The sequence below is a fragment of the Flavobacterium sp. genome, assembly GCF_049318325.1.
Lineage (GTDB): Bacteria > Bacteroidota > Bacteroidia > Flavobacteriales > Flavobacteriaceae > Flavobacterium.
Genome location: NZ_JBMOGQ010000024.1, coordinates 1 through 23,457, shown reverse-complemented (window position 1 = coordinate 23,457; position 23,457 = coordinate 1). Strand labels below are relative to the sequence as shown.

The window sequence follows — 23,457 nt, the reverse complement described above, 5'->3', positions numbered from 1 at the left end:
TTTCTGCAATTTCAGATAAATATCTAGTTCTATGTGGCGGAATGACAAAAATCTTTTCACTCATTTCACGAGTAATTTGAAAAGTCGATTTTAAATCAGCTCCGGTTTTTTCAACTATGCAATCCATAATTTTTTTATAGAGCGTATTCATTCCAGGATCATTGAACTGAGAAGCAATAGTCCCGAAAACAGGCATTTCATCTGGATTTACATCCCAGAGATTATGATTTCGTTGGTATTGTTTTTTCACATCACGTAAAGCATCTAAAGCACCGCGTTTGTCGAATTTATTTAGGGCTACCATGTCGGCAAAGTCCAACATATCAATTTTTTCTAATTGTGTAGCTGCACCAAATTCAGGTGTCATAACATATAACGAAACATCGGAATGATCCATGATTTCAGTATCCGATTGACCGATTCCTGAGGTTTCTAGAATGATGATATCATATTTAGCAGCTTTTAAAACCTGAATCGCTTCGGCAACATATTTTGACAATGCCAAATTTGATTGACGTGTCGCCAAAGAACGCATATAAACTCTAGGATTATTGATGGCATTCATCCGAATTCTGTCACCAAGCAATGCACCACCTGTCTTACGTTTTGATGGATCTACCGAAATTAATCCGATAGTTTTTTCTGGAAAATCAATAAGAAAACGACGCACTAATTCATCAACTAAAGACGATTTTCCAGCTCCACCTGTTCCTGTAATACCAAGAACTGGAATCTTTGAAGTTTCGTTCATTAAGTGAATACTATCAAAAACGGGTTTAGCGATTTCGGGAAAATTTTCGGCAGCAGAAATCAAACGTGCAATGGCTGTCGGATTTTTATCTTCGATATGTTTTAATTCACCGTTTAGTTTATCTCCAATAGGATAATCGGATTGTTTTACCAAATCATTTATCATTCCTTGTAAACCCATAGCACGACCATCATCTGGAGAATAAATTCGAGTGATTCCGTAAGCTTGTAATTCAGCGATTTCACTAGGTAAAATAACACCACCACCACCGCCAAAAATCTTGATGTGTCCTGCGCCTTTATCTTTCAATAAATCATACATATACTTAAAATACTCATTATGCCCCCCTTGATAGGAAGTCATAGCAATGGCATTAGCATCTTCTTGAATGGCGGTATTTACAACTTCTTCAACACTCCTATCGTGTCCAAGGTGAATTACTTCTACACCAGTTGATTGAATTATTCTTCTCATGATGTTGATAGCTGCATCGTGACCATCAAAAAGTGAAGCAGCAGTAACTATTCTAACTTTATTATTTGGAATGTAAGGCGTTTGTGATACCATTTTAAAGATATGATAATTTAAGTCCCGCAATTTACACAATAAATAAAAATGTTACAACGATTTCGTAGAGAACATAAAAATAATAGATTCAATAATAGAACTGTAATTTTTTCTTAATTATTTTTTGGCTTTGTTTTTGATAAAAAGCATAAAAAAAATACAAATTCCATGAAAAATAAATTATTCCTACTATTATTATTTCCAATTTTCGGTTTCGCACAAGGCGGTCTTTTAGATAAAATTAAAAAAGATGTCCAAAAAGAAGTTAAAAAAGTAGCTCCTGTAGATTTAAATACTTTAAATGGTAGCAAAGGAAATCTTGATATTGCTGCTGGCTTGAAAGAAGCTTTACATAAAGGAATTGAAAAACAAGTAACCAAATTGACTGCAGCTGATGGTTTCTACAAAAACGAAATGGTAAAAATTCTTTTGCCCGAAGAACTTCAAAAAGTTGATGAAGCTCTAAGAAAATTCGGTTTGGGTTCTTTAGCTGATAAAGGATTATTAATGATTAATCGTGCTGCCGAAGATGCGACCAAAGAAGCTACTCCCATATTTGTAGATGCTGTAAAAAATATGAGTTTTACCGATACCAAAAATATACTTATGGGTAATGAAAATGCAGCTACTTCTTATTTACAGACCAATACTACTTCACCTTTGTATGCTAAATTTAATCCAGTGATAAAAAATTCATTTACTAAAGTTGGTGCTGATAAAGTTTGGGCGACCATCATAAAAAAATACAATAGCTTACCTATGGTAAAAAAAGTAAATCCTGATTTGACTGATTATACAACAAACAAAGCATTAGAAGGTGTTTTTAAAATGATAGGCGTAGAAGAAAAAAACATCCGAGCTGATATTAAAGCTAGAACAACTCCTTTACTAAAACAAGTGTTTGCAATGCAAGACAAAAAATAAGTCTAAAATTTTAGAAATCAATAACATAAGTATAACATATCCTTAACATTACAAACTAAAAAGAGACACTATATTTGTAGTGTAATAAATTTGGTTATTTATTATAATTTGGTTTAGGTTAGTTAGCTAAAGAGCTGTCAAGTCTGGTATGATTTGACAGTTTTTTTATGCTATATTTTGATGTAGTTTTTTGAAGTATTCAAATGACTTAATCAGTCGACTTCCAAACCATGAGAACATTTCACCATCTACAAATACAATCTTCGCATGATGTGTAAATCTTCCTAATTCAAAAGCATGTTCATCGTTGAACGGAAATGGTTCGGAAGAAAGCAAAACCAAATCGGGATCGACTTGAATTCTCATTTTCTGTATAATAACTTCTGGATAGCGTTCTTCTCTATTTTCGTAAATATTATGAAAATTATTGAGTTTCAACATTTCATTGATAAACGTATTATTTCCGGCAACCATATAAGGATTGGCCCAAATAAAGTAGGCAACTTCCTGTTTAGATTTATTTCTAACAAACTGCTTAAAATTAGTAAGTGCAAAATTGATTTTGTCGATCCATTTCTGGGCTTCGGTTCTTTTATTGAAGAGTATTCCAAAATCCGAAATCATTTTCAAATTATCTTCTATAGTGATTATGTCAGTTACCCAAACCGGACAAATTTTAGAAAGTTCTTCAACTATTTCTCGGGTATTTTCTTCTTTATTAGCAATTATAATATCAGGCTGCAGCAAACGAATTTTTTCAAAATGTACTTTTTTAGTACCTCCAATTACCTTTTTAGTGGATTTGAAATGGAAAGGATGAACACAAAACTTCGTAATACCAACAATACTTTCTTCTAAACCTAAATCATACAATAACTCGGTTTGAGATGGCACAAGAGAAACGATACGTTTGGGAACTGTTTCAAAAGAATGCAATATACCAAGATGATCAACCAAAGTTACCAAGTTGATTAAATACTTTCAATAATTAATTTCATTTCCTTTTGCATTTTTAATGCTTCTTCCCTAGCCTTTTGAGCAAAATCTTCTCCAGAAGCAGCATAAATAATAGCGCGAGAAGAATTGATTAACAATCCAATAGTTTCATTTATTCCGTATTTACAAACTTCTTTCAAACTACCACCTTGCGCACCAACACCGGGAACTAAAAGAAAACTATCCGGAACTATTTTTCGAATTTCAGAGAAGTATTCCGCTTTAGTCGCTCCCACAACATACATCAAGTTTTGACTGTTTTTCCACCTTTTAGATGTTTCTATTACGATTTTATAGAGTTCTCCACCATTCACATTTTTAGTTTGAAAATCAAAAGCACCTTCATTGGAAGTTAAGGCTAAAAGTATGGTGTGTTTGTTTTGAAAAGCAAGAAAAGGTTCTACACTATCTTTTCCCATATAGGGTGCAACTGTAACACTATCAAAGTTTAAATCTTCCAAAAAAGCTTTGGCATACATGGTGGATGTATTTCCAATATCGCCGCGTTTTGCATCGGCAATAGTAAATATTTCAGGATATTTTTCATTGATATAGGTAATTGTTTTTTCTAATGATTGCCAACCTTTTAATCCATAAGCTTCATAGAAAGCAGTATTAGGTTTATAAGAAACACATAAATCGTGAGTAGCATCAATTATGGCTTTATTGAATTCGAAAATAGGATCATCGAGTTCGAATAAATGTTTTGGGATTTTGGTCAAATCAACATCGAGACCAATGCAGAGAAAGGATTTCTTTTGTTTGATTTGTTCGACGAGCTGTTGTATTGTCATAGTAGTTGTTTAACCGCAAAGTTCGCAAAGTTTTTCGCAAAGTTTGCCAAATGCTAAAAAAATGCCATACTTAATTTAGTATGGCATCTATTTCTTTATTCTATTCTGTATTTTCTTAAATTAAAAAACTTCGCTCTCTTTCAACTTTTCCATATTGTTGACCAACTGCAGTTCGTCAACAAATTTTTGAATTTTACCATTCATCACACCATCCATATCAAAAACATCTAAACAAATGCGGTGATCAGTTACACGACCTTGAGCATAGTTATAAGTACGGATTTTTGCAGAACGGTCACCAGAACTTACTTGAGAAGTTCGTTTAGTAGCATCTTCTGCTTGTTTTTTGGCTAATTCTTGTTCGTATAAACGAGAACGCAATACTTCTAATGCTTTGTCTTTATTCTTATGTTGCGATTTTTGATCTTGACATTGCGCCACCAAACCAGTTGGAATGTGAGTTAAACGCACTGCCGATTTTGTGGTATTTACAGATTGCCCACCTGGACCTGAAGAACAAAAGAAATCTACACGCACATCATTCATATCAATTTGAACATCAAATTCTTCCGCTTCAGGTAACACCATAACGGTTGCAGCCGAAGTGTGAACTCTTCCTTGAGTTTCAGTTTGTGGGACACGTTGTACACGGTGAACTCCAGCTTCAAACTTTAACGTACCGTAAACATCTTCACCAGTAACTTCGAAAATAACTTCTTTAAATCCTCCCGAAGTTCCTTCGTTCATATCGACCACAGATGTTCTCCATCCACGACTTTCACAGTATTTGGTATACATACGAAACAAATCACCAGCAAAAATAGAGGCTTCATCACCACCCGTTCCGGCTCGGATTTCAACCATCACGTTTTTGGCATCTTCCGGATCTTTAGGTATCAACATGAATTTAATTTCTTCTTCTAATTCGGATAAACGCTCTTTTGCTTCGTCTAATTGCATTTTTGCCATTTCCACCATTTCAGGATCTGACCCATCCGCTAAAATTTCATTAGCTTCTTCTATGTTTCCGGAAACATTAATCAACTCTTCACGCTTTTCCATTAACGCTTTAAGTCCTTTATATTCTTGATTTAACTGTACATAACGCTTTTGATCGGATATAATATCGGGTTGAATAATCAAATCCGAAATTTCATCGAAGCGTTGTTTTACATATTGCAATCTTTCTAACATACTGTTTTATTTTCGTCTGCAAAATTACAAAAAAAAGTATTCAGTTTAGTGTGTTCAGTTGGCAGATTTTTTATAGTATTGTAGAGTATTAAAAAAATAGAAGATGAAAAAATCTACAGGGACTATATTACTGATTGTATTGATTTGTAGTGCTAATATATTAATGTTCATTTCATGTCAGAATAAATCAGAAAAGAAATTTGACAAACTTGAAAAAATGAATTGGCTACTTGGTAATTGGAAAAATGAAATGGCCGAAGGAGTTTTAACCGAAACATGGACTAAAGAGAATGACAGCACTTTTTCTGGGACAACTTATTTCATAATAAACAAAAAAGATACTGTTCATTCAGAGACTATAATCTTAACACAATTAAATGACGAGCTTGTTTATAGACCAACCGTTAAAGGTCAAAATAATGATGAACCTGTAGATTTTAAATTAAGTTCCGAGAGTGAAATCTCGTTTAGTTTTGAAAATCCAAAACACGATTATCCTCAAAAAATAGTTTACAAAAAAATCAATGAAACCAACTTGGTTGCCACTATTTCTGGAATACAACAAGGAAAACAAAGTCAAGAAAGTTATCCGATGAAGAAAAAATAAAAAGAGGCTACCCAAAAAGGCAGCCTCAAATTTTTTATCCTATATTAATTCATTTTAAATTATATTGAAAATTTATCATAAAAACAAGTCATATATTGTTTTTAAATCGTTTCTGAAGTCTAAATACGTCTGAAATTTTGCTAAAACACTTTTGCTATCTATTTATAAAAGATGAGAGCAATAGCAATTAATCCAATTTCAATTTTTATTCTTGTTAATGTAAAATATTAAAAACTATTGTTTTACTTAATGTTTCAAAAAAAAAGTATAAAACAGGAATGATTTTTTGAAATTAAATAATTTAAAATTTAATGAAAAAAGTTATTGCTGATGAACTGAATGGTGGTTAAAAAAAATGAGCTGTATAAATATTGTTTTGAGTAGTTAAATATGCTAAATCAATATTATGAATAAAAAAAACTGCCCTAAAATTACTTTTAGGACAGCCTCTTGTTATCTAACAGATACTTATAAGATTATTGCTTAACAATTTTCTTAACAGCAATACCTTGGTCAGTAGTTATTTTCATCATGTACATTCCTGTAGCTAAATCGCTAACTGAAATTTGACCTTCAGTAGCATTAACTTTTAGTGATTTTATAACTCTACCATTTAAATCGGTCATTTCAACTAAACTAACAACAGCATTAGCATCATTAGAGAAGTTAATTACATTATTTACAGGATTAGGGAAAACAGAGAAATTAGATGATAAGAAATCGTTTGTTCCTAAAACTGAAGTAAAGCTAAATGTGTCTAATCTCATATTAACTGCAGTAGCAGTAGCTGCTGAGTTATCATTAAATCCAAAATAATAAATACCCGCTGATGGAGCTGTAAAAGTAGGTACAGTAGTAACTTGGTTCCAAACTGTTCCTGCAGCTACATTTAATGCAGCTAATTGAGTAGTTTGTGCTGCAGTAGTATTATTATTTCCAACAGTAACTCTTAAAGTTCTTGGACTTGTAGTAGCACGAGTATAAAAAGTAAGTGTTACTTGTTCATTAGCTTGTAATGAAATTGGCGCACTGAATAACCAGTTATTATTAGCTGTAGTAGTACTAGAACCAAAAATCCAATATCCAGGAGTAGCCGCTTGACCTGCAGCTCCAGTACTATTTATAGCTTGTCCACCTGGGCCATTTGTAGCTATTGTCCAACCCGTAGCTGCAGCAGCAGTGTCTAAACCAGTTGTGTATGGACAAACTTTTGCAGTTGTAAATGGATTAGCTGTAGACCAAACACTTTGAGTTGCTCCACAATTACTTCTTACATAATAATCATAAACAGTAGAAGCTGTTAAACCAGTAAGTGCAAGTGAATTTGTAGGAGTAGAAACAGTTGTTCCGGTACCTTGAACAAAACCTGTAAGTCCATATTCAACTTGATATCCTGCAGGATTACTTAAAGAAGGATCCCAGTTCAATGTAAGTGAAGTAGTTGTAATGTTAGTTTCTGAATTAATTCCATATGTTTTCAAACATGAAATTGGAGTAAAAGTAAGGTCAAAATTAAAACCCGCTCCATCCCAGTAGTTACTCCATTCAATATAATATGTTACACCTGCAGCTACAGGAAATGTAACAGAAGATAAATAGTTTGTTGCCGATACGTCATCGTTTGATGCAACACAATTTAATGTTCCACAAGTTCCAGTCAATACCGATATCATAGTATCTACACTATTTGGTGCTACATTAGCAGCTAAATCTGAACTAATGGTAACTTCACCATCAGAAGCAGGAGTGTATGTATACCATAATCCTGCCATAGGAGCACCCGCATCAGTAGTTGCAAGATCGAAACATCCACCTTCCCAAGTACCAATAACTGCAGGTGCAGTATTTGTTCCTGCGGTAGCAACTAATGGCGTAGTACAATCATCTTGAGCGAATAAGGATATCGAACCTAATAATAGAATCGAAGAAAGTAATAGTTTTTTCATAAAATAGTTTTTAAGTTGTTAATGTGCAAATTTAATAAAGTAAAAACAAATAAAATAATTTATTCCTATCTTTTTTCCCATTTTCCAACTACAGAAGTTGCTAAGGCATTTCCTAAAACATTTGTAGCACTTCTGAACATATCACAAAAATGATCAATAGGAAGAATTAAAGCTATGCCTTCTATGGGTATTTTAAACATGCCACAAGTAGCTGCAACAACAACTAAACTTGCCCTTGGGACACCCGCAATCCCTTTACTGGTAAGCATTAAGACTAATAGCATTGTCATTTGAGTGCCTAAATCGAGAGGAACTCCATAGGCTTGTGCGATAAAAATACTGGCAAAAGTCATGTACATCATACTGCCATCAAGATTAAAGGAATAACCTAAAGGCAACATGAAAGAAACTATCTTGTCTTTTACTCCAAATCGTTCTAATTCTTCTGTTAATTTTGGAAAGACAGCTTCAGAACTGGTTGTTCCAAAGGCAATTATCAGCGGACTTACAATATGTTTTAATAAAGTAGTCATTCTGCTTTTGAGAAAAATATAACCAACCAATAATAAAACAATCCATAATGTTGAAATTCCGACCATAAAAGAGCCAAAATATTTAGCATAGGTAAGTAACAAATTATTTAAATCTCTAATAGCAAAAACTCCCGCAATAGCACCAAAAACTCCAATCGGTGCAAAGTTCATTACATAATTCACCATTTTTAATATGATGTGTGAGGTTTTATCTAAAGCATTTACTACTGGTTTTGCATGATCACCTATTGAAGCGGCTGCTAATCCGAAGAATATAGAAAAAATTACAATTTGTAATATTTCATTAGTAGCCATAGCTTCTACTATGCTTTTTGGGATAATATGTTCTATAAAGTTCTGAGCCGAAAAACCTTCTGTTTTTTCTACAACTTCAGTGGCGGTTGACACATCTACTTTTCCTAATTCTAATCCAACTCCGGGTTGCAGTGTATTTACCCAAAACATTCCTATCAATAAGGAAATAAACGAAGCTGTAAAAAACCAACCCAACGCCTTTCCTCCTATTCTTCCAACTGCTTTAATGTCGCCCAATTTTGCAATACCAACAACTAGCGTCGTAAAAACCAAAGGCGAAATAATCATTTGCACCAATCGAATAAAAATAGTAGCCAGTATTTTAATATAACCACTAAAATCTTTAGCAATTTCTTGAGTGTAATTATTATGCACAAAAATTCCCAGCAAAGCACCGGCAATCATAGCAATTAGAATCTGAAAAGTTAGATTTGAAAAGAAAGATGTTTTTTTGTTTTTGATTGTATTCATTTTTTTTGTGTTCAGTCGCAGACGCAGTCTCAATTATCAGGAATATTTCACTGCAAACTGAGACTGAATACTGAGTATTATTTTTGATGCGTTTTGTTTAATAAATAAAAATCAGCCAAAACTATAGCCGTCATGGCTTCGACAATTGGTACTGCACGTGGAACTACACAAGGATCATGACGTCCTACGCCTTGTTGTTCAACCAAGGTGTTTGTATTTGTCAACACTTCTTGTTTTTTAATTAATGTAGCCACCGGTTTAAAAGCTACTCTGAAATAAACATCCATTCCGTTTGAAATGCCACCCTGAATACCGCCCGAAAGATTGGTTTTGGTTGTTCCATCTTCATTATATAAATCATTGTGTTCACTTCCTTTCATTCTGGAACCACAAAATCCGCTGCCAAACTCAAAACCTTTTACCGCGTTTATTGAAAGTATGGCTTTCCCTAATTCAGCATGAAGTTTATCAAAAACTGGTTCTCCTAATCCAATTGGAACATTTTGAATCACACAGGTTATTGTGCCTCCAACGGTATCACCTTCTTTTCGAATTTCTTTGATAAAGTTCTCCATTTTTTCTGCTGTTACAATATCAGGACAACGAACAGCATTAGTTTCAGTCAATGAAAAATCTAAATCTTGATAGGGTTTGTCAATAAATATTTCGCCAACAGAAGAAACAAAAGCGTTGATTTGGATATCAGACAAAACTTGTTTAGCAATTGCGCCTGCTACTACCCTGCAAGCAGTTTCACGAGCCGAGCTTCTACCTCCTCCTCGATAATCTCGGATACCGTATTTTTTTTCATAGACATAGTCGGCATGACTAGGACGATAGCTATCTTTGATATGCGAGTAATCACCCGACTTTTGGTTCGTATTTGGAATGATAAATCCTATCGGAGTCCCAGTAGTTTTACCTTCAAATATTCCTGAAAGAAAATGCACTTCGTCCTCTTCTTTTCGTTGAGTAACTATAGAAGATTGGCCTGGTTTTCTTCGTTGCATTTCGCTTTGAATAGCATTCAAATTGATTTCAATACCAGCAGGACAACCATCAATTATTCCTCCTAAAGCTTCTCCGTGTGATTCGCCAAAAGTGGTGAGTTTAAAAAGTGTTCCGTAGCTATTTCCAGCCATTTGATATCGTTTTTTTTTTAATTCTTACAGTCGTAAATGCCCAAACTTGAGTTAACAAATATAGGTAAAGTTTAAAAGTCTAAAAGATTATTATTCAAAAATTAACCCTAAGCTATATTTGAATTTCGTTACAGATTTTAATCTAAAATAGATGTAAAAAATAATTCTGTCCCTAACCAGACGGGATTTATTATTTGATAACTATTGGTTTCTTTGAGTTAATTTTTACAACAGTATATGGATATAAAGTATCATCATCGGTTTGAACGGCATCAATATTCTTTTGACTATCCTTAACATATACTTCTATTTGTAACGGAGTTTCGATAACCTTTTCAATTGAAACTTTGTTATTGCTTTCTATAGTTGGACCGGAATTAAGGATAACAAAACTACTGTTAGTAATATCATTAGAGCCTATCTTTTTACCCAATGTTTCATCTCCTAAAAGCATATTTATTTCTTTTGGTTCTGTCAACACTTCGTAAAACTTAATATTAGCACCTCCATCGTTATTGACTAGTAACACTTCAAACAAAGGTAGCCTATCTATATTTTTAGTTGATGAACAAGAATAAAGTAATGCAATTACTAGTATTAAAATTATTTTTTTACTCATTTGGAATTGTTGATGGCTTCGTGGTATAATGCTTCATACAATGGAAGTATATTTTTGATATCAAATTTTTGAGCAACACTCAAGGCACTTTTTCTAAATTTAGCCAATGTTGCATCATCAGTAAGAATTTTTAAAGCATTTTTAGCCATACTATCAATATCACCAACATTGCTTAGATATCCGGAAATTCCATCAAAGTTCACTTCTGGCAAACCACCCGAACTACTTGATATTACTGGCACGCTCCATGCCATTGCTTCAAGTGCAGCCAAACCAAAACTTTCGGTTTCTGAGGGCAAAAGAAACAAATCGGAATAGGAAAGAATTTGATCTATCTCGCTGCTGTTTCCAAAGAAAATTACTTTTTCTTCAATACCCAATTCCTTACAAAGTTGTTCCGCTTTTACCTTTTCAGGACCATCACCAACCATCATTAATTTAGCCGGGATTCTCTCTTGAATTTTATAAAATATTTTGATGATATCCGGAATGCGTTTTACTTTTCGGAAGTTACTGATATGGGTAACAATGCGTTCTTCTTTTTTAGCCATAACAGAACGATGACAAGAAATTTGACTCTCGTTTCGTATTTTATCCAACTCAATAAAATTCGGAATTACATGTATTTCCTTCTTGATATTGAAAAGTTTATAGGTATCATCTTTTAAACTTTGGGAAACCGAAGTTACTATATCTGATTTATTGATACTAAAACTTACTGCAGTCTTATAGAAAGGATGATTTCCAACCAAAGTAATGTCGGTGCCGTGAAGCGTTGTTACCATTGGAATAATAATACCTTCATCTTTCAACATTTGTTTAGCCATATAGCCGGCATAAGCATGTGGAATCGCATAATGCACGTGTAATAATTCTATTTTATAGAGTTTAACCATATCAACTAATTTGCTCGACAATGCTAACTCATAGGGTTGATAATGAAACAAGGGATACTCCGGAACATTAACTTCATGGTAATGCACCTTTGAGTTTAATAATGCTAATCGCACAGGTTGACGGTATGTAATAAAATGTATTTCATGTCCGCGATGTGCAAGTTCTAATCCTAATTCAGTAGCAACAACTCCACTTCCGCCGAAGGTTGGATAGCATACAATGGCAATTTTCATATGTTATTTTTAGTGTTACGAATTTAAGCAAAATGGATTGTCTTTGAGTAAGTTTTTATTAAAAATGATTTTGTAAATTAATTTTGTTATTTTTACTTGAAGCAAACAAGACTCGATTTATAAATTTAAACCAATTTATTATGACAATTTTGAAAATTATTTTAGCAATAGTTATTGGTCTATTAATCGGAGGAACAGTAAACACGGGAATCATTATGGTAAGTGGATACATTATTCCACCACCCGAAGGAACTGATTTAAAGACACTGGAAGGTTTACTTGCGGCCATGCCATTGATGGAACCAAAACATTTTCTGATGCCTTTTCTTGCTCATGCTTTGGGAACATTAGTTGGTGCTTTTATAGCTGCAAAAATTTCTACAAATAATAAAATGACTTTTGCAATTGTTATTGGTTGCTGTTTTTTAGTAGGCGGAATAATGAATATTTTTATGCTTCCTTCTCCAGTTTGGTTTACCATTATTGACTTAGGATTTGCCTACATTCCAATGGCATATCTAGGCGGAAAAATTGTTTTGAGAAAGAGCAATTAAAAAATTATAATAATCCGTTATATTTTCTAATAAACCACTCGGCAGCCAGAGAAATAGCAATCAAAACCAACAACCAAATCCAATCTATCAAAGGCGTTTTTTTGACCAGTGTTTTTTGAATGGCTTTGTAACTATCGTCTGCCAATAACTGTTTAATTAATAAATCTGTTTGATTCGGCAGGAAAGCTTTGCCTTTAGTTTGTGAAGCCAATTGGTTTAATTTGCTCCAATCGGGATTTACGAATTGTTTTTCAATATCAAAATCCAATACTTCAAATCTGCTACTGTAAACTGAATTTGAATTTAATTCTTTAACGGTAAATGCATAATTTCCAGCAACTAATCCGTCTAAGTTAACCTGAAAAGCATTCGTAGTTCTAAGTAAATCATAATTTTTTACTTGTTTGGTTTTGGTATTTGTAACAGCTATTGTCAAACGTGCTTTTTCATCCAGTTCGTAATTTTTATTGAAATATTTAGCCGTGATTTCAATTCCTTCTCCCGAATTATAGAAGCGTTCATGAGTTACAACCAAAGATTTTCTTGTGTTGTTCGATGCTAAATACTGTATAGTTTTGTCAAGGAAGACATCAAAATCAGTAAAGTTTTTTTTATCAACATAAGTATTGGCTCTCCATTTCCAAATGTTTTCACCAAATAAGAAAGCACTTCTTTTTCCTTGATTTTCAACAAAAGTCATCAATGGCTGATTAGTTGCAATGTTGCGAATAGTAGAAGACAATAACGTATTGGCATATCCATTGGCAGTTATCGCTCCAAAAGGATTTTCCAACGGTGGAAACTGTTCAAAACCAATATTATCCAAAGCAAATAAATTGAACTGATTGTTAAACGAAGCCAAATAATCCTCTTTGCTTCCGCTCATTTTAAAACTATAACTGTTTTGATTTTGATTTAAAAAATTATAATCCGTATCGTTTCCTGTTATTGTCCAAGTATTGATTTTGACATTTTCGTTTTGGTCATAAATAGCTTTAAACTCAGCATTTGGCTGATAAAATATCAAAACATTATAATCTGTTAACGAATTGATTTTATTGGGATTAAGTACAGTTACTTTTCTTTGTGCATTAGTTTCAACACTTCGTTTAATGGCTCCCAAATCTGGATGTGAAGTTGATGAAATTAAAGCTACTTCTGTTTTTTGATCGATAACTTCTACAGCAAAATTCTTGGTGTTGTTATATGTATTCTTCTCTTGTTCTTTTGATGAAATAGTAGCTTTCAGAATCTGTAGTCCAACCTTATCAGCAGGCAATAATAAATTGAGTAGAGCCGATTTTTTAGAAGACGAAAAGTCAACCGTTTGTTCATTAAGAACACTATTACCTTGTGAGATCTTAAATGTAGCATTAATACTTTTATTTCCTGAATAATTCAGAAAAACTTCAACTGGAAATTTATTCTTGCGGAATGCATATTTGTTGACATTCAACTGCGAAATTCTCAAATCTAAATAAGTCGCTGTATCACCAACAACCAATGGATAAACATTATTGTCAGGATTAAATCCAAAAACATAATCTTCACCCGAAGTCTGGTTTCCATCAGAAATCAAAACCGTTGGGTAGTGCTGGTTTTTGTAGATGTTCTTTAGATTTTTGGCAACAACATCAATATTAGATTGTTTTCCTTTGAAATCAATTGTATCTGCCGGAAGAAAATCAGTATCAAACTGATAGGTCTGAACGTCAAATTTATCTGCTAGATCATTATTTTCAGATAGCTTTTTAAATACTTCCAACGCTATTTTATAAGCTTTCAGATCGGATATAGAGGCTGAATTGTCGATAACAATTGGCAACGGAGTTTTAACCGTTTCGACAGTTTTTTTTGAAATAATTGGATTTATCAATAAAAGTAGTAATCCGAAGATACTAAAGAAACGCAAAAAAGCCAAAAGCAAAGTGACTTTTGATTTGCTTTTGACTTGGTAAAAATATTGGTAAAATGATAACGCAAACGCTATTCCTACAGAAAGCAATATCAATAAAACAGTGTTTGTGTTCATATATATAAAGTCAGCATTTAAAATAAGTCGCAGTTTACGGTTTAATCTGCTAACTGAGATTGCAAAATGAATACTAAGTTAACATTCCTCCACAAACATTCAAAACTTGTCCTGAGACATAGGCACTCATATCAGAAGCAAAGAAAAGACAAGCATTCGCTACATCTTCAGGAGTTCCTCCACGTTTTAACGGAATAGAATCTCTCCAACCTTGAACTACATCTTCGTTTAATTTTGCAGTCATTTCAGTTTCTATAAAACCTGGAGCAATAGCATTACAACGAATATTTCTTGAACCCAATTCCAAAGCAACCGATTTAGTAAACCCAATCATTCCTGCTTTGGAAGCTGCGTAATTTGCTTGTCCGGCATTACCTTTCACTCCTACTACACTACTCATGTTTACTATAGAACCTTTGCGATTTTTCAACATGATTTTCTGAACTGCTTTGGTCATATTAAATACCGATTTCAAATTGATTTCAATTACTTTATCAAAATCTTCTTCCGACATACGCATTAAAAGGTTGTCTTTGGTAATTCCCGCATTGTTAATTAATATATCTACATTTCCAAATTCAGCCATAACATCATCAACCAATTTTTGAGCTTCATTGAAATCGGCAGCATTTGATTTATATCCTTTGGCTTTGATACCCATCTCCGATAATTCGTTTTCTAAAGCCAAAGCTGATTCAGCAGATGAACTATAAGTAAAAGCTACATTTGCTCCATGTTGTGCAAATACTTTTGCAATTCCACTACCAATTCCTCTACTTGCGCCAGTTATTATGGCTACTTTTCCTTCTAATAATTTCATATTATAAAAATTAGTTTTGATTTATTCCGCTACGCTCCATACAATTGCTTCGCCAATTCGCTAAAGCTTCGTGTCGGCTTCGCCACGGTTGTTTGATTGAAAGTTCAAATATAGAATAATTTATAGTTAGTAAAAAATCATTTAGTATCATTGCAAGTTAAAAGTTGACATTTTACCAAATGATTGAAAACCAATTTCATTTCGAGAAATTATATCATGAATACAAAACACTTGTTTTTAATGTGGCGCTGAATTATTTGCAAAATATTGAAGATGCAGAAGAAATCACTCAAGATGTTTTTGTCAAAGTTTATAATTCTCTGGAGAACTTCAATCAAAAGTCATCTTATAAAACCTGGATTTATCGCATTACCATTAACCAATGTTTAGATTACTTAAAGCAAAAGAATAGTCAGAAGCGCTTTTTTATTTTTGGAAAGAAAAGCCAAAACGAAGCAGAATATCTTAACACAACTACATTTGAACATCCTGGTATTTTGATAGAAAATCAAGAAGAAGCTGCAATTCTATTTGCAGTAATCAATACCTTAACCGAAAATCAAAAGACTGCTTTTCTCTTATCTAAACTTGACGGATTAAGTAATCCTGAGATTGCTGAGATTATGCAAGTCAGTATTTCATCGGTAGAATCCTTGGTTTTCAGAGCAAAAGTGTCGCTACAAGATAAATTATCTGAAAAATATAATCATTACCGCAAGAAAAAATAACAACATTCGTCAAAGTATATACTGAACTTCTGAAATGAATTCAGAATAAATAAATTCAGCACAAGCATGGAAAAAAATAATTGGATTACAACCATTTTAAACAGCACTAACGGAATTAAATCTGTTGAACCAAGTGATGATTTATTTTCAAGAATTCAACAAAGAATTCAAAAAGAGAATAAAGTTTCCTCAAAAACTGTGTGGCTTGTTGCTGCATCAATTGCCGTTTTAGTGCTTTTGAATTTTACAGTTCTTATTTCAAAAACAAAAGAAAGAAAAACTTCATCAACTGCTTATTTTGAAAACATTTTCAATAAAAGCAATCAGCTTTATAAATAATCATGAAAAAAACTAAACTATTAACCATTACCGTAATAGGTTTGTTGTTGCTCAACTTTGCTATTCTTGCTTTTTTATTAGTAAGTGGTCCAAGAGAACATAAACGACCAACTGATAGACCAGAAGGAAGACCAAATCCTAGAGAAATTATTATCGAAAGATTACATTTTGATGACAATCAGCAAAAAGAATATGCTGTATTAATCATATGGCATCGCGGAGAAATCAAAAAACTTGATACTAATATTCGACCTGCTAAAAATGAACTATATAATCAATTAAAACAACCCCAAGTTCATGTTAAAATTAAGGATAGTTTGATAGCAGTAATCAACGCTAATCAAAAACAAATTGAAGAAACACATTTCAAACATTTTGAAGACATAAAAAAACTATGTCATCAAGACCAATTAGAAGACTTTAATGAGTTGACGGAAGATTTATCCAGAATATTTGAACCAAACAAACGACCAAGACATGACTAAAAAAGGAATACATATTGTTTTCCTTTTTTTATTTTGCTTCCAGATTTATTCTCAAAGTAAAGGTGATTCGCTTGCCCTAAACTTTAATTTAAAATATAACAAACTTCCTTTTGAAGTAAACAAAAAATATGTTTCATCAAAAAAAGACACTTTGACAGTTGAAACATTTAGATGTTATATTTCAAACATTCAGATTCAGTATGACGACCAATCTGTCATTACACAAAAAGATAGCTATCATCTAATCGATTCAGACATTCCCGATTCCTTTAAATTCTATCTAACTAAAAAGAATGATAAGATAATCTCCAAAGTTTTTTTTAATATTGGCATAGACAGTTTAACTAATACAGCCGGGGCATTGGCTGGTGATTTAGATCCAACAAAAGGCATGTATTGGGCTTGGCAAAGTGGTTATATCAATATGAAAATAGAAGGCAAAAGTTCAAGCTGCAAGTCCAGAAAAAATGAATTTCAATTTCATATTGGTGGCTATCTTTCACCCTATTATGCCATGCGAAAAGTAGAACTGACTTACGAAAAGAAAGCAACACAAATAAATATTGGTATAGACTTATATAATTTCTTTGCTAACCTTAACTTAGCTAAAACTAATAGTGTCATGATACCCGGAACACTAGCTATGGAATTAGCTGATTACAGTAAATCATTATTTTATATAGAATGAAAATAAGTTGGAAATATTATTCAGTATTAGGATTACTAATCTTAATTTGTTTGGCATTCTCCAAGCAATTTACAACGCCTTTATATTTTGATGTTCCCAAGGGTTGGCCAAAACCAATTTACGATTTCACAAAAAACCCATTATCAGAAGAAGGATTTCAACTAGGACGAAATTTATTCTACGATCCAATATTATCTAGAGATAATACTATTTCTTGTTCAAGTTGTCATTTGCAACAAACCGGATTTACCCATGTTGACCATCAATTGAGTCACGGAATAGATGGAAAAATTGGCACACGAAATTCAATGGCGCTTATCAATTTGGCATGGAATAAAAATTTTATGTGGGATGGTGCAATAAATAATCTTGAAGTACAAGCTATTAATCCGATAACGAATCCATTAGAAATGGATGAAAAATTAGAAAATGTTATAGCAAAATTGCAAAATAGCGCAAAGTATAGAGAATTGTTTTCTAAAGCGTTTGGCGATGAAAAAGTAACTAGCCAAAGACTCCTTAAGGCGTTAGCTCAATTTACAATAATGTTAAAATCTTCAAACTCTAAGTATGATAAAATGATTCGAAATGAATTAGAATTTTCAGAACAAGAAAAAAAAGGATATAGTTTATTTAAAACCAATTGTGCATCATGTCATAAAGAGCCATTGTTTAGTGATGATAAGTTTGAGAAAAACGGATTGGCATTAGACACTACTTTAAATGATTCAGGCAGAATGAAAATTACGAATAAAAAAGAAGATTATCTTCGTTTTAAAGTTCCTACTTTAAGAAATATTCAATTCACATTTCCTTACATGCATGATGGGAGATTTAAAACACTAACCGAAGTAGTTAAACATTACAATTCTTTAGGTCATGATAATAGTTTACCAAAAGAATTAGCCAAGCCAATGAAATTATCGGATAATGATAGAGTAGATTTGGTATTGTTTTTAAAAACCTTAACTGATAATGAATTTCTATTTGATAAACGATTTAGTTTTCCAAAAGAATGAATTTTAAAATACCAACACAAGAATTATAAATTTAATGCGTCTAAAAACAAAAGTCAAAAAATACCCTTTTATGAAAAAATCTATATTTACATTTTTTTTATTTTCTATTTCATCAATTATACAAGCTCAATACAACAATATTCCAATTCCTCAAGCGTTATATGGATCAACTTTTGATTTAAATATACACGAATCGGTTAAGCAAATTAAGTCTACTGGAAATCAGACCGTAACAGGATCTATTAATAATGAAACATTTTGGGGACCAACTTTGATTATAAATAAAGGAGATTTGGTTCAAATGAATGTAACCAATAATCTTAACGAATCTACTACTGTTCACTGGCATGGCATGCATTTACCTGCTGTCATGGATGGTGGGCCACATCAAATTATTCCAGCTGGAACAATATGGCAACCCTATTGGACAATGACTAATGATGCAGGAACATATTGGTATCATCCGCATTTACATGAAACTACTGAGGCTCAAATTACTAAAGGAGTCGGAGGCCTAATCATTGTAAAAGATGCTGTAGAATCAGCTTTACCTTTACCTAGAAATTATGGTGTTGATGATATTCCTATAATCATGACAAGTAGAAATTTTGACACTTCAAATCAATTCTCAATTGGAAGAGCTTATGGTGACAATATGTTAACCAACGGAACAATGAATGGTCAAATTACATTACCTAAACAAGTCGTACGTATTAGATTTCTTAATGCTGAAATTGAGAGAGGATATAATTTAGGAATCGTAAATTCTTCAGGTGCAACAAAAACTTTTTATGTAATCGGTAATGATGGTGGCTTATTAAATGCTCCTGTTGCAGTTAATAGATTACCTGTGCATGTTGGAGAACGTTATGAAATATTAGTGGATTTAAGTGGTGAAACTTTAGGTAGCACATTAGATATAAAAGCATATAATAGCGGTCAATCTAACAGTTTTCCGGGAGGAGAACCAGGCACATCTGGTCAATTTGGAAGTTTACTAAACAATACAACTTTTAACGTGTTGCACATCAATGTAGGTGATGCAACATCAACTCCTATAACTAGTATACCATCTAGTTTGGCTAATAATACTTATTTTACTGATTCTGATGCAACTGTGAATAGAATTGTAACTATAAGCGGTGGGCAACCTGCTGGTAATCCTTTTGTTTTTGATAATAGTGTTTTTAATATAAATACTATCAATAAAACCCTTATAGTAGATACAACTGAAAAATGGACCATTGCCAACACACCAAATGCTATTTTTGGACATAGTTTTCACATTCACGATGTGCAGTTTAAAATTGTTTCTCGTAAAGTAGGTACTGCGGCTGCTACTGGTCCTGCTAATTATGAATCTGGATGGAAAGACACATTTTTTATTAGCAGAAACGAGAGTGTTTCTTTTGTATGTCGTTTCAAAGATTTCGCAGATGCTACTCATCCATTTATGTATCATTGTCATTTCTCTCAACACGAGGACGATGGAATGATGGGGCAATTTGTAGTTACAGGAACACCTCTAGGAAATAACAGTTCCTCACCATCTACTAAATTTAAATTATATCCAAATCCAGTAAATAATAAATTGTTTATTAATTTAGGTGATCCATTAGCTGAAATTTACTATGTCACAATAACAACTCTTGAAGGGAGAGTTGCCATGATGTTACCTCAGCCACAATGGCAAAATGGTATTGATGTCTCTAGTCTTTCAACAGGTGTTTATATTGTAAAAATGATTGATAAAGCTACTAAGTCTATTACAACTAAGAAGTTTGTTAAAAATTAATATGAAGAAAAAAGATTATATACAGATTGTATTTGTATTGTTTTTAGCATTTATAAGCTTTTCATTTCTCACGAATAGCAATGAAAAGTTAATAAAGAATTTTACTTTAAAAAGTGTTGACAATAAAAAGGTTTCACTTAATGATTATAAGGATGCAAAAGGTTTCGCAGTTGTATTTATATGCAATAAATGTCCGATGGCGAAATTATATTCAGACAGATTGAATAAAATAAATAATAAATATAAGAATCAGAAAGTATATCTTTTAGCTATTAATTCTATGGACACCTTAGCTTATGCAGAAGAATCCTTTAAATTAATGCAAAAAAAAGCAACCAAAGACAAGTTTAATTTTCCCTATTTGCAAGATAAAAAACAAGTCGTGGCAAAACAATTTAATGCGACACATACGCCACAGGCATTTATTATTTGGAAAAATAAAACAAGTAACAAATTTTCAATAAAATATCAGGGCACTATTGATGATAATGCAGCAGAACCAGAAAAATCAACCAATCATTATCTAATTAATGCAATTGATGATTTACTGAAAAACAAAGAAGTTGAAACACCTAAATCAGATTCTTTTGGATGCAGAATTTTTTTTAGAGGTGAAAAACAAAATATGTACTAATATTAACTATAAACATGAGAAAACTAACTTTACTATTGATTATTACAGCCAATTGTGCTGTTTTTGGACAAACTAATCCTGCTATTACTTCTTGGCTAATTAATACTACGGGTATTACTGGACGTCATTATGTTGCGGGCAACTCTACTCCTATTGTAGATGCAGTTCAGGCAAATGTCCAAACCGTTCAATATAATGCAACCTATGCTTATGTTTCAGCAACTGGTATTCCTGCTTATATTACTGGTCCTTTTCAAGATGGAAATCCTTCCTTAGCTACAGCACAAAATAAAATTTTCAGAATTCCATTAAATCCAGTTCAAGGCTCGGGAACAGTAGCTACCACAGGTGGAAATATTGGTGTTTTTAAAAATGGTGTAGCCTTGTTTGATTACCGAGATGGTGTAGCTTGGAATAATGCAACTGGAGCGCTTTGTGGCGGACCAGGAAATCCTCCGTGTGCCGGTGGTCCAGGTATAACTCAAGCATGGAATAGAGATGCCATTCCTGCAGAACGCGCTGGTTTCGATTGTGCGAAAGCACATCCAGCAATGGGAAATTACCATCATCACCAAAATCCAAGTGCTTTTAATTTAGATTTAGCTGTACTTTCTAATGTCTGTTCAGCTTATCCATCCGATGGTTTATATGTCATTAACCCAACACAACATTCTCCTTTATTAGGATTTGCCTATGATGGTTTTCCTATTTATGGTGCTTATGCCTACACAAATACTAACGGAACAGGAGCTATAACTAGAATGAAATCAAGTTACCAGTTAAAATCATATCCAACTGGATTAAGAACAAACGGACCAGCAATCAATCAAGTGTTAGGAACACAAACTTTTTTTAATGGTTATTTTAGAGAAGATTATGAATATGTAGATCATAGTGGAGATGCTACGTATTTAGACTCACATAATGGCCGAATTTGTAATACACCAGAATATCCAGCGTCTTTATATCCAAATGGAATTTATTGTTATTTTGCTACCGTTGATGGAAATCACAATTCTACCTATCCTTATGCTGTTGGACCTACTTTTTATGGAAATATTACTGTATCTACAGTAACTTCTGTTCCAGCAGGAACCACTACTTTGGCATCCAACACATTTGAAAATTCTGATTTTAAAGTTACTATTTCTCCAAACCCAGCATCTGAATTTATTGCCATTCAAACTCCAATGGCTGAAAAAGATATGGATGTTTATTTGATAAATGAAATAGGACAAATCGTAAAAACAAGTAAGATTTTACAGGGAAGCACATTGAGTGTGATTGAAACAGATACAATTTATAACGGAATTTATTTTGTAAAAGTTACAGATGGGAAGAATGATAAAACAGTAAAAGTTATAATTGATAAGTAGTTTTTATATATATTTCAAAAAAAACTCCCGAGCGTTTCAGGAGTTTTTACTTGAAATAAAATGATGTTTAAATTTACCCCATCACTTCTTTTACTTTTTTACCAATCTCAGCAGGAGAATCTACTACATGAATACCACATTCTCTCATGATACGTTTTTTAGCTTCAGCTGTATCATCAGCTCCGCCAACTATTGCTCCGGCGTGACCCATTGTTCTTCCTTTTGGTGCTGTTTCACCGGCAATAAAACCAACAACAGGCTTACGGTTACCATCAGCTTTTATCCATTTGGCAGCATCAGCTTCCAATTGACCACCAATTTCTCCTATCATTACGATACATTTGGTTTCAGGATCGTTCATTAATAATTCAACCGCTTCTTTTGTAGTAGTTCCGATAATTGGATCGCCACCAATTCCGATAGCTGTTGTAATTCCCATACCTTGTTTCACTACTTGATCAGCCGCTTCATAAGTTAATGTTCCCGATTTAGAAACAATACCAACATTTCCTTTTTTGAAAACAAAGCCCGGCATGATTCCAACTTTAGCTTCTTCAGGTGTGATAACTCCAGGACAGTTTGGACCAATTAATCGGCAATCTCTTTGTTTGATATATTCATACGCTTTAATCATATCAGCAACAGGAATACCTTCAGTGATAGCAATAATCACTTTAATTCCGGCTTCAGCAGCTTCCATTATAGCATCGGCTGCAAAAGCTGGCGGTACGAATATGATAGAAGTATCAGCTCCAACTTCCTCAACTGCATCTTTTACCGTATTAAAAACAGGTTTGTCAAGGTGTTTAGTTCCTCCTTTTCCTGGAGTAACACCACCAACTACATTGGTACCATATTCAATCATTTGTGTTGCGTGGAAAGTTCCTTCGCTTCCTGTAAATCCCTGAACTATTATTTTTGAATTTTTATTAACTAAAACGCTCATGTTTGTGTTTGTTTATTATTTGTGATGCAAAAGTAGAAAATAGTAATTACTA

Annotated in this window: 23 protein-coding genes; 11 read left to right on the top strand and 12 right to left on the bottom strand. The window is 33.0% G+C overall.

Annotated elements, in window-relative coordinates:
• Positions 1-1,318 (bottom strand): cobalamin-dependent protein (locus tag ACOYLP_RS04035; protein WP_422854896.1); only part of this gene is annotated, 1,318 nt, incomplete at its 3' end.
• Between the two features lie 168 nt (positions 1,319-1,486).
• Here ACOYLP_RS04035 and ACOYLP_RS04030 point away from each other — a divergent pair.
• Positions 1,487-2,242 (top strand): DUF4197 domain-containing protein, encoded by a 756-nt coding sequence (locus ACOYLP_RS04030; RefSeq protein WP_422854895.1) that lies wholly within the window; start codon positions 1,487-1,489, stop codon positions 2,240-2,242.
• Between the two features lie 165 nt (positions 2,243-2,407).
• Here ACOYLP_RS04030 and ACOYLP_RS04025 read toward each other — a convergent pair whose 3' ends face one another.
• The 3 genes from ACOYLP_RS04025 to prfA form a co-directional block, all read right to left on the bottom strand.
• Complete coding sequence (locus tag ACOYLP_RS04025; RefSeq protein ID WP_422854894.1) at positions 2,408-3,208, bottom strand: ABC transporter substrate-binding protein; 801 nt, start codon at positions 3,206-3,208, stop codon at positions 2,408-2,410.
• Between the two features lie 5 nt (positions 3,209-3,213).
• On the bottom strand, positions 3,214-4,032 hold the full coding sequence (gene pyrF / locus ACOYLP_RS04020) for an orotidine-5'-phosphate decarboxylase (RefSeq protein ID WP_422854893.1): 819 nt from the start codon (positions 4,030-4,032) through the stop codon (positions 3,214-3,216).
• A gap of 120 nt (positions 4,033-4,152) precedes the next feature.
• Positions 4,153-5,226: a peptide chain release factor 1 gene (gene prfA, locus ACOYLP_RS04015; protein WP_422854892.1), complete on the bottom strand. Its 1,074-nt coding sequence runs from the start codon at positions 5,224-5,226 to the stop codon at positions 4,153-4,155.
• Between the two features lie 103 nt (positions 5,227-5,329).
• On the opposite strand from prfA, the gene ACOYLP_RS04010 reads away from it, so the two are divergent.
• Positions 5,330-5,833, top strand: coding sequence for a DUF6265 family protein (locus ACOYLP_RS04010; protein ID WP_422854890.1), 504 nt, complete (start codon positions 5,330-5,332; stop codon positions 5,831-5,833).
• Positions 5,834-6,309: 476 nt separating this feature from the next.
• Here the strand turns inward: ACOYLP_RS04010 and ACOYLP_RS04005 are convergent, their stop codons facing one another.
• The 5 genes from ACOYLP_RS04005 to bshA form a co-directional block, all read right to left on the bottom strand.
• Positions 6,310-7,779, bottom strand: coding sequence for a T9SS type A sorting domain-containing protein (locus ACOYLP_RS04005; protein ID WP_422854889.1), 1,470 nt, complete (start codon positions 7,777-7,779; stop codon positions 6,310-6,312).
• Positions 7,780-7,844: 65 nt separating this feature from the next.
• Positions 7,845-9,098 carry a dicarboxylate/amino acid:cation symporter gene (locus tag ACOYLP_RS04000; protein ID WP_422854887.1) on the bottom strand — a complete coding sequence of 418 codons (1,254 nt, stop codon included), beginning with the start codon at positions 9,096-9,098 and terminating at the stop codon, positions 7,845-7,847.
• Between the two features lie 77 nt (positions 9,099-9,175).
• Positions 9,176-10,240 (bottom strand): chorismate synthase, encoded by a 1,065-nt coding sequence (gene aroC / locus ACOYLP_RS03995; RefSeq protein ID WP_422854886.1) that lies wholly within the window; start codon positions 10,238-10,240, stop codon positions 9,176-9,178.
• Between the two features lie 190 nt (positions 10,241-10,430).
• Positions 10,431-10,859, bottom strand: a complete 429-nt coding sequence (locus tag ACOYLP_RS03990) for a hypothetical protein (RefSeq protein WP_422854885.1) — start codon at positions 10,857-10,859, stop codon at positions 10,431-10,433.
• On the bottom strand, positions 10,856-11,989 hold the full coding sequence (bshA, locus tag ACOYLP_RS03985) for an N-acetyl-alpha-D-glucosaminyl L-malate synthase BshA (protein WP_422854884.1): 1,134 nt from the start codon (positions 11,987-11,989) through the stop codon (positions 10,856-10,858). Before bshA ends, ACOYLP_RS03990 begins: the two co-directional genes overlap by 4 nt.
• Positions 11,990-12,129: 140 nt before the next feature.
• Here bshA and ACOYLP_RS03980 point away from each other — a divergent pair, with 140 nt between their 5' ends.
• A complete protein-coding gene (locus tag ACOYLP_RS03980; RefSeq protein ID WP_422854883.1) occupies positions 12,130-12,543 on the top strand; it encodes a hypothetical protein in 414 nt (137 codons plus the stop codon).
• Positions 12,544-12,547: 4 nt separating this feature from the next.
• On the opposite strand, the gene ACOYLP_RS03975 is transcribed toward ACOYLP_RS03980, so the two are convergent.
• Positions 12,548-14,575, bottom strand: a complete 2,028-nt coding sequence (locus ACOYLP_RS03975) for a hypothetical protein (RefSeq protein WP_422854882.1) — start codon at positions 14,573-14,575, stop codon at positions 12,548-12,550.
• A 73-nt stretch (positions 14,576-14,648) separates the two neighbouring features.
• Positions 14,649-15,395: a 3-oxoacyl-[acyl-carrier-protein] reductase gene (gene fabG / locus ACOYLP_RS03970; RefSeq protein WP_422854881.1), complete on the bottom strand. Its 747-nt coding sequence runs from the start codon at positions 15,393-15,395 to the stop codon at positions 14,649-14,651.
• 179 nt (positions 15,396-15,574) lie between these two features.
• Between fabG and ACOYLP_RS03965 the strand changes: the two genes are divergently transcribed.
• From ACOYLP_RS03965 to ACOYLP_RS03930, 8 genes are all read left to right on the top strand, one after another.
• A complete protein-coding gene (locus tag ACOYLP_RS03965) occupies positions 15,575-16,123 on the top strand; it encodes an RNA polymerase sigma factor (RefSeq protein WP_422854880.1) in 549 nt (182 codons plus the stop codon).
• A gap of 66 nt (positions 16,124-16,189) precedes the next feature.
• A complete protein-coding gene (locus ACOYLP_RS03960) occupies positions 16,190-16,462 on the top strand; it encodes a hypothetical protein (RefSeq protein ID WP_422854879.1) in 273 nt (90 codons plus the stop codon).
• A gap of 2 nt (positions 16,463-16,464) precedes the next feature.
• The gene (locus ACOYLP_RS03955) at positions 16,465-16,947 is read left to right on the top strand and encodes a hypothetical protein (protein WP_422854878.1); all 483 of its coding nucleotides are present in this window, start codon (positions 16,465-16,467) and stop codon (positions 16,945-16,947) included.
• Positions 16,940-17,635, top strand: a complete 696-nt coding sequence (locus ACOYLP_RS03950) for an MbnP family protein (protein ID WP_422854877.1) — start codon at positions 16,940-16,942, stop codon at positions 17,633-17,635. Before ACOYLP_RS03955 ends, ACOYLP_RS03950 begins: the two co-directional genes overlap by 8 nt.
• On the top strand, positions 17,632-18,654 hold the full coding sequence (locus ACOYLP_RS03945) for a cytochrome-c peroxidase (RefSeq protein WP_422854876.1): 1,023 nt from the start codon (positions 17,632-17,634) through the stop codon (positions 18,652-18,654). Before ACOYLP_RS03950 ends, ACOYLP_RS03945 begins: the two co-directional genes overlap by 4 nt.
• Positions 18,655-18,724: 70 nt before the next feature.
• The gene (locus tag ACOYLP_RS03940) at positions 18,725-20,449 is read left to right on the top strand and encodes a multicopper oxidase domain-containing protein (protein ID WP_422854875.1); all 1,725 of its coding nucleotides are present in this window, start codon (positions 18,725-18,727) and stop codon (positions 20,447-20,449) included.
• 1 nt (position 20,450) lies between these two features.
• The gene (locus ACOYLP_RS03935) at positions 20,451-21,083 is read left to right on the top strand and encodes a thioredoxin family protein (RefSeq protein WP_422854874.1); all 633 of its coding nucleotides are present in this window, start codon (positions 20,451-20,453) and stop codon (positions 21,081-21,083) included.
• Between the two features lie 14 nt (positions 21,084-21,097).
• Positions 21,098-22,459, top strand: a complete 1,362-nt coding sequence (locus tag ACOYLP_RS03930) for a YHYH protein (RefSeq protein ID WP_422854873.1) — start codon at positions 21,098-21,100, stop codon at positions 22,457-22,459.
• Between the two features lie 73 nt (positions 22,460-22,532).
• Here ACOYLP_RS03930 and sucD read toward each other — a convergent pair whose 3' ends face one another.
• Positions 22,533-23,405 (bottom strand): succinate--CoA ligase subunit alpha, encoded by an 873-nt coding sequence (gene sucD / locus ACOYLP_RS03925; protein ID WP_422854872.1) that lies wholly within the window; start codon positions 23,403-23,405, stop codon positions 22,533-22,535.
• Between the last annotated feature and the right edge of the window lie 52 nt (positions 23,406-23,457).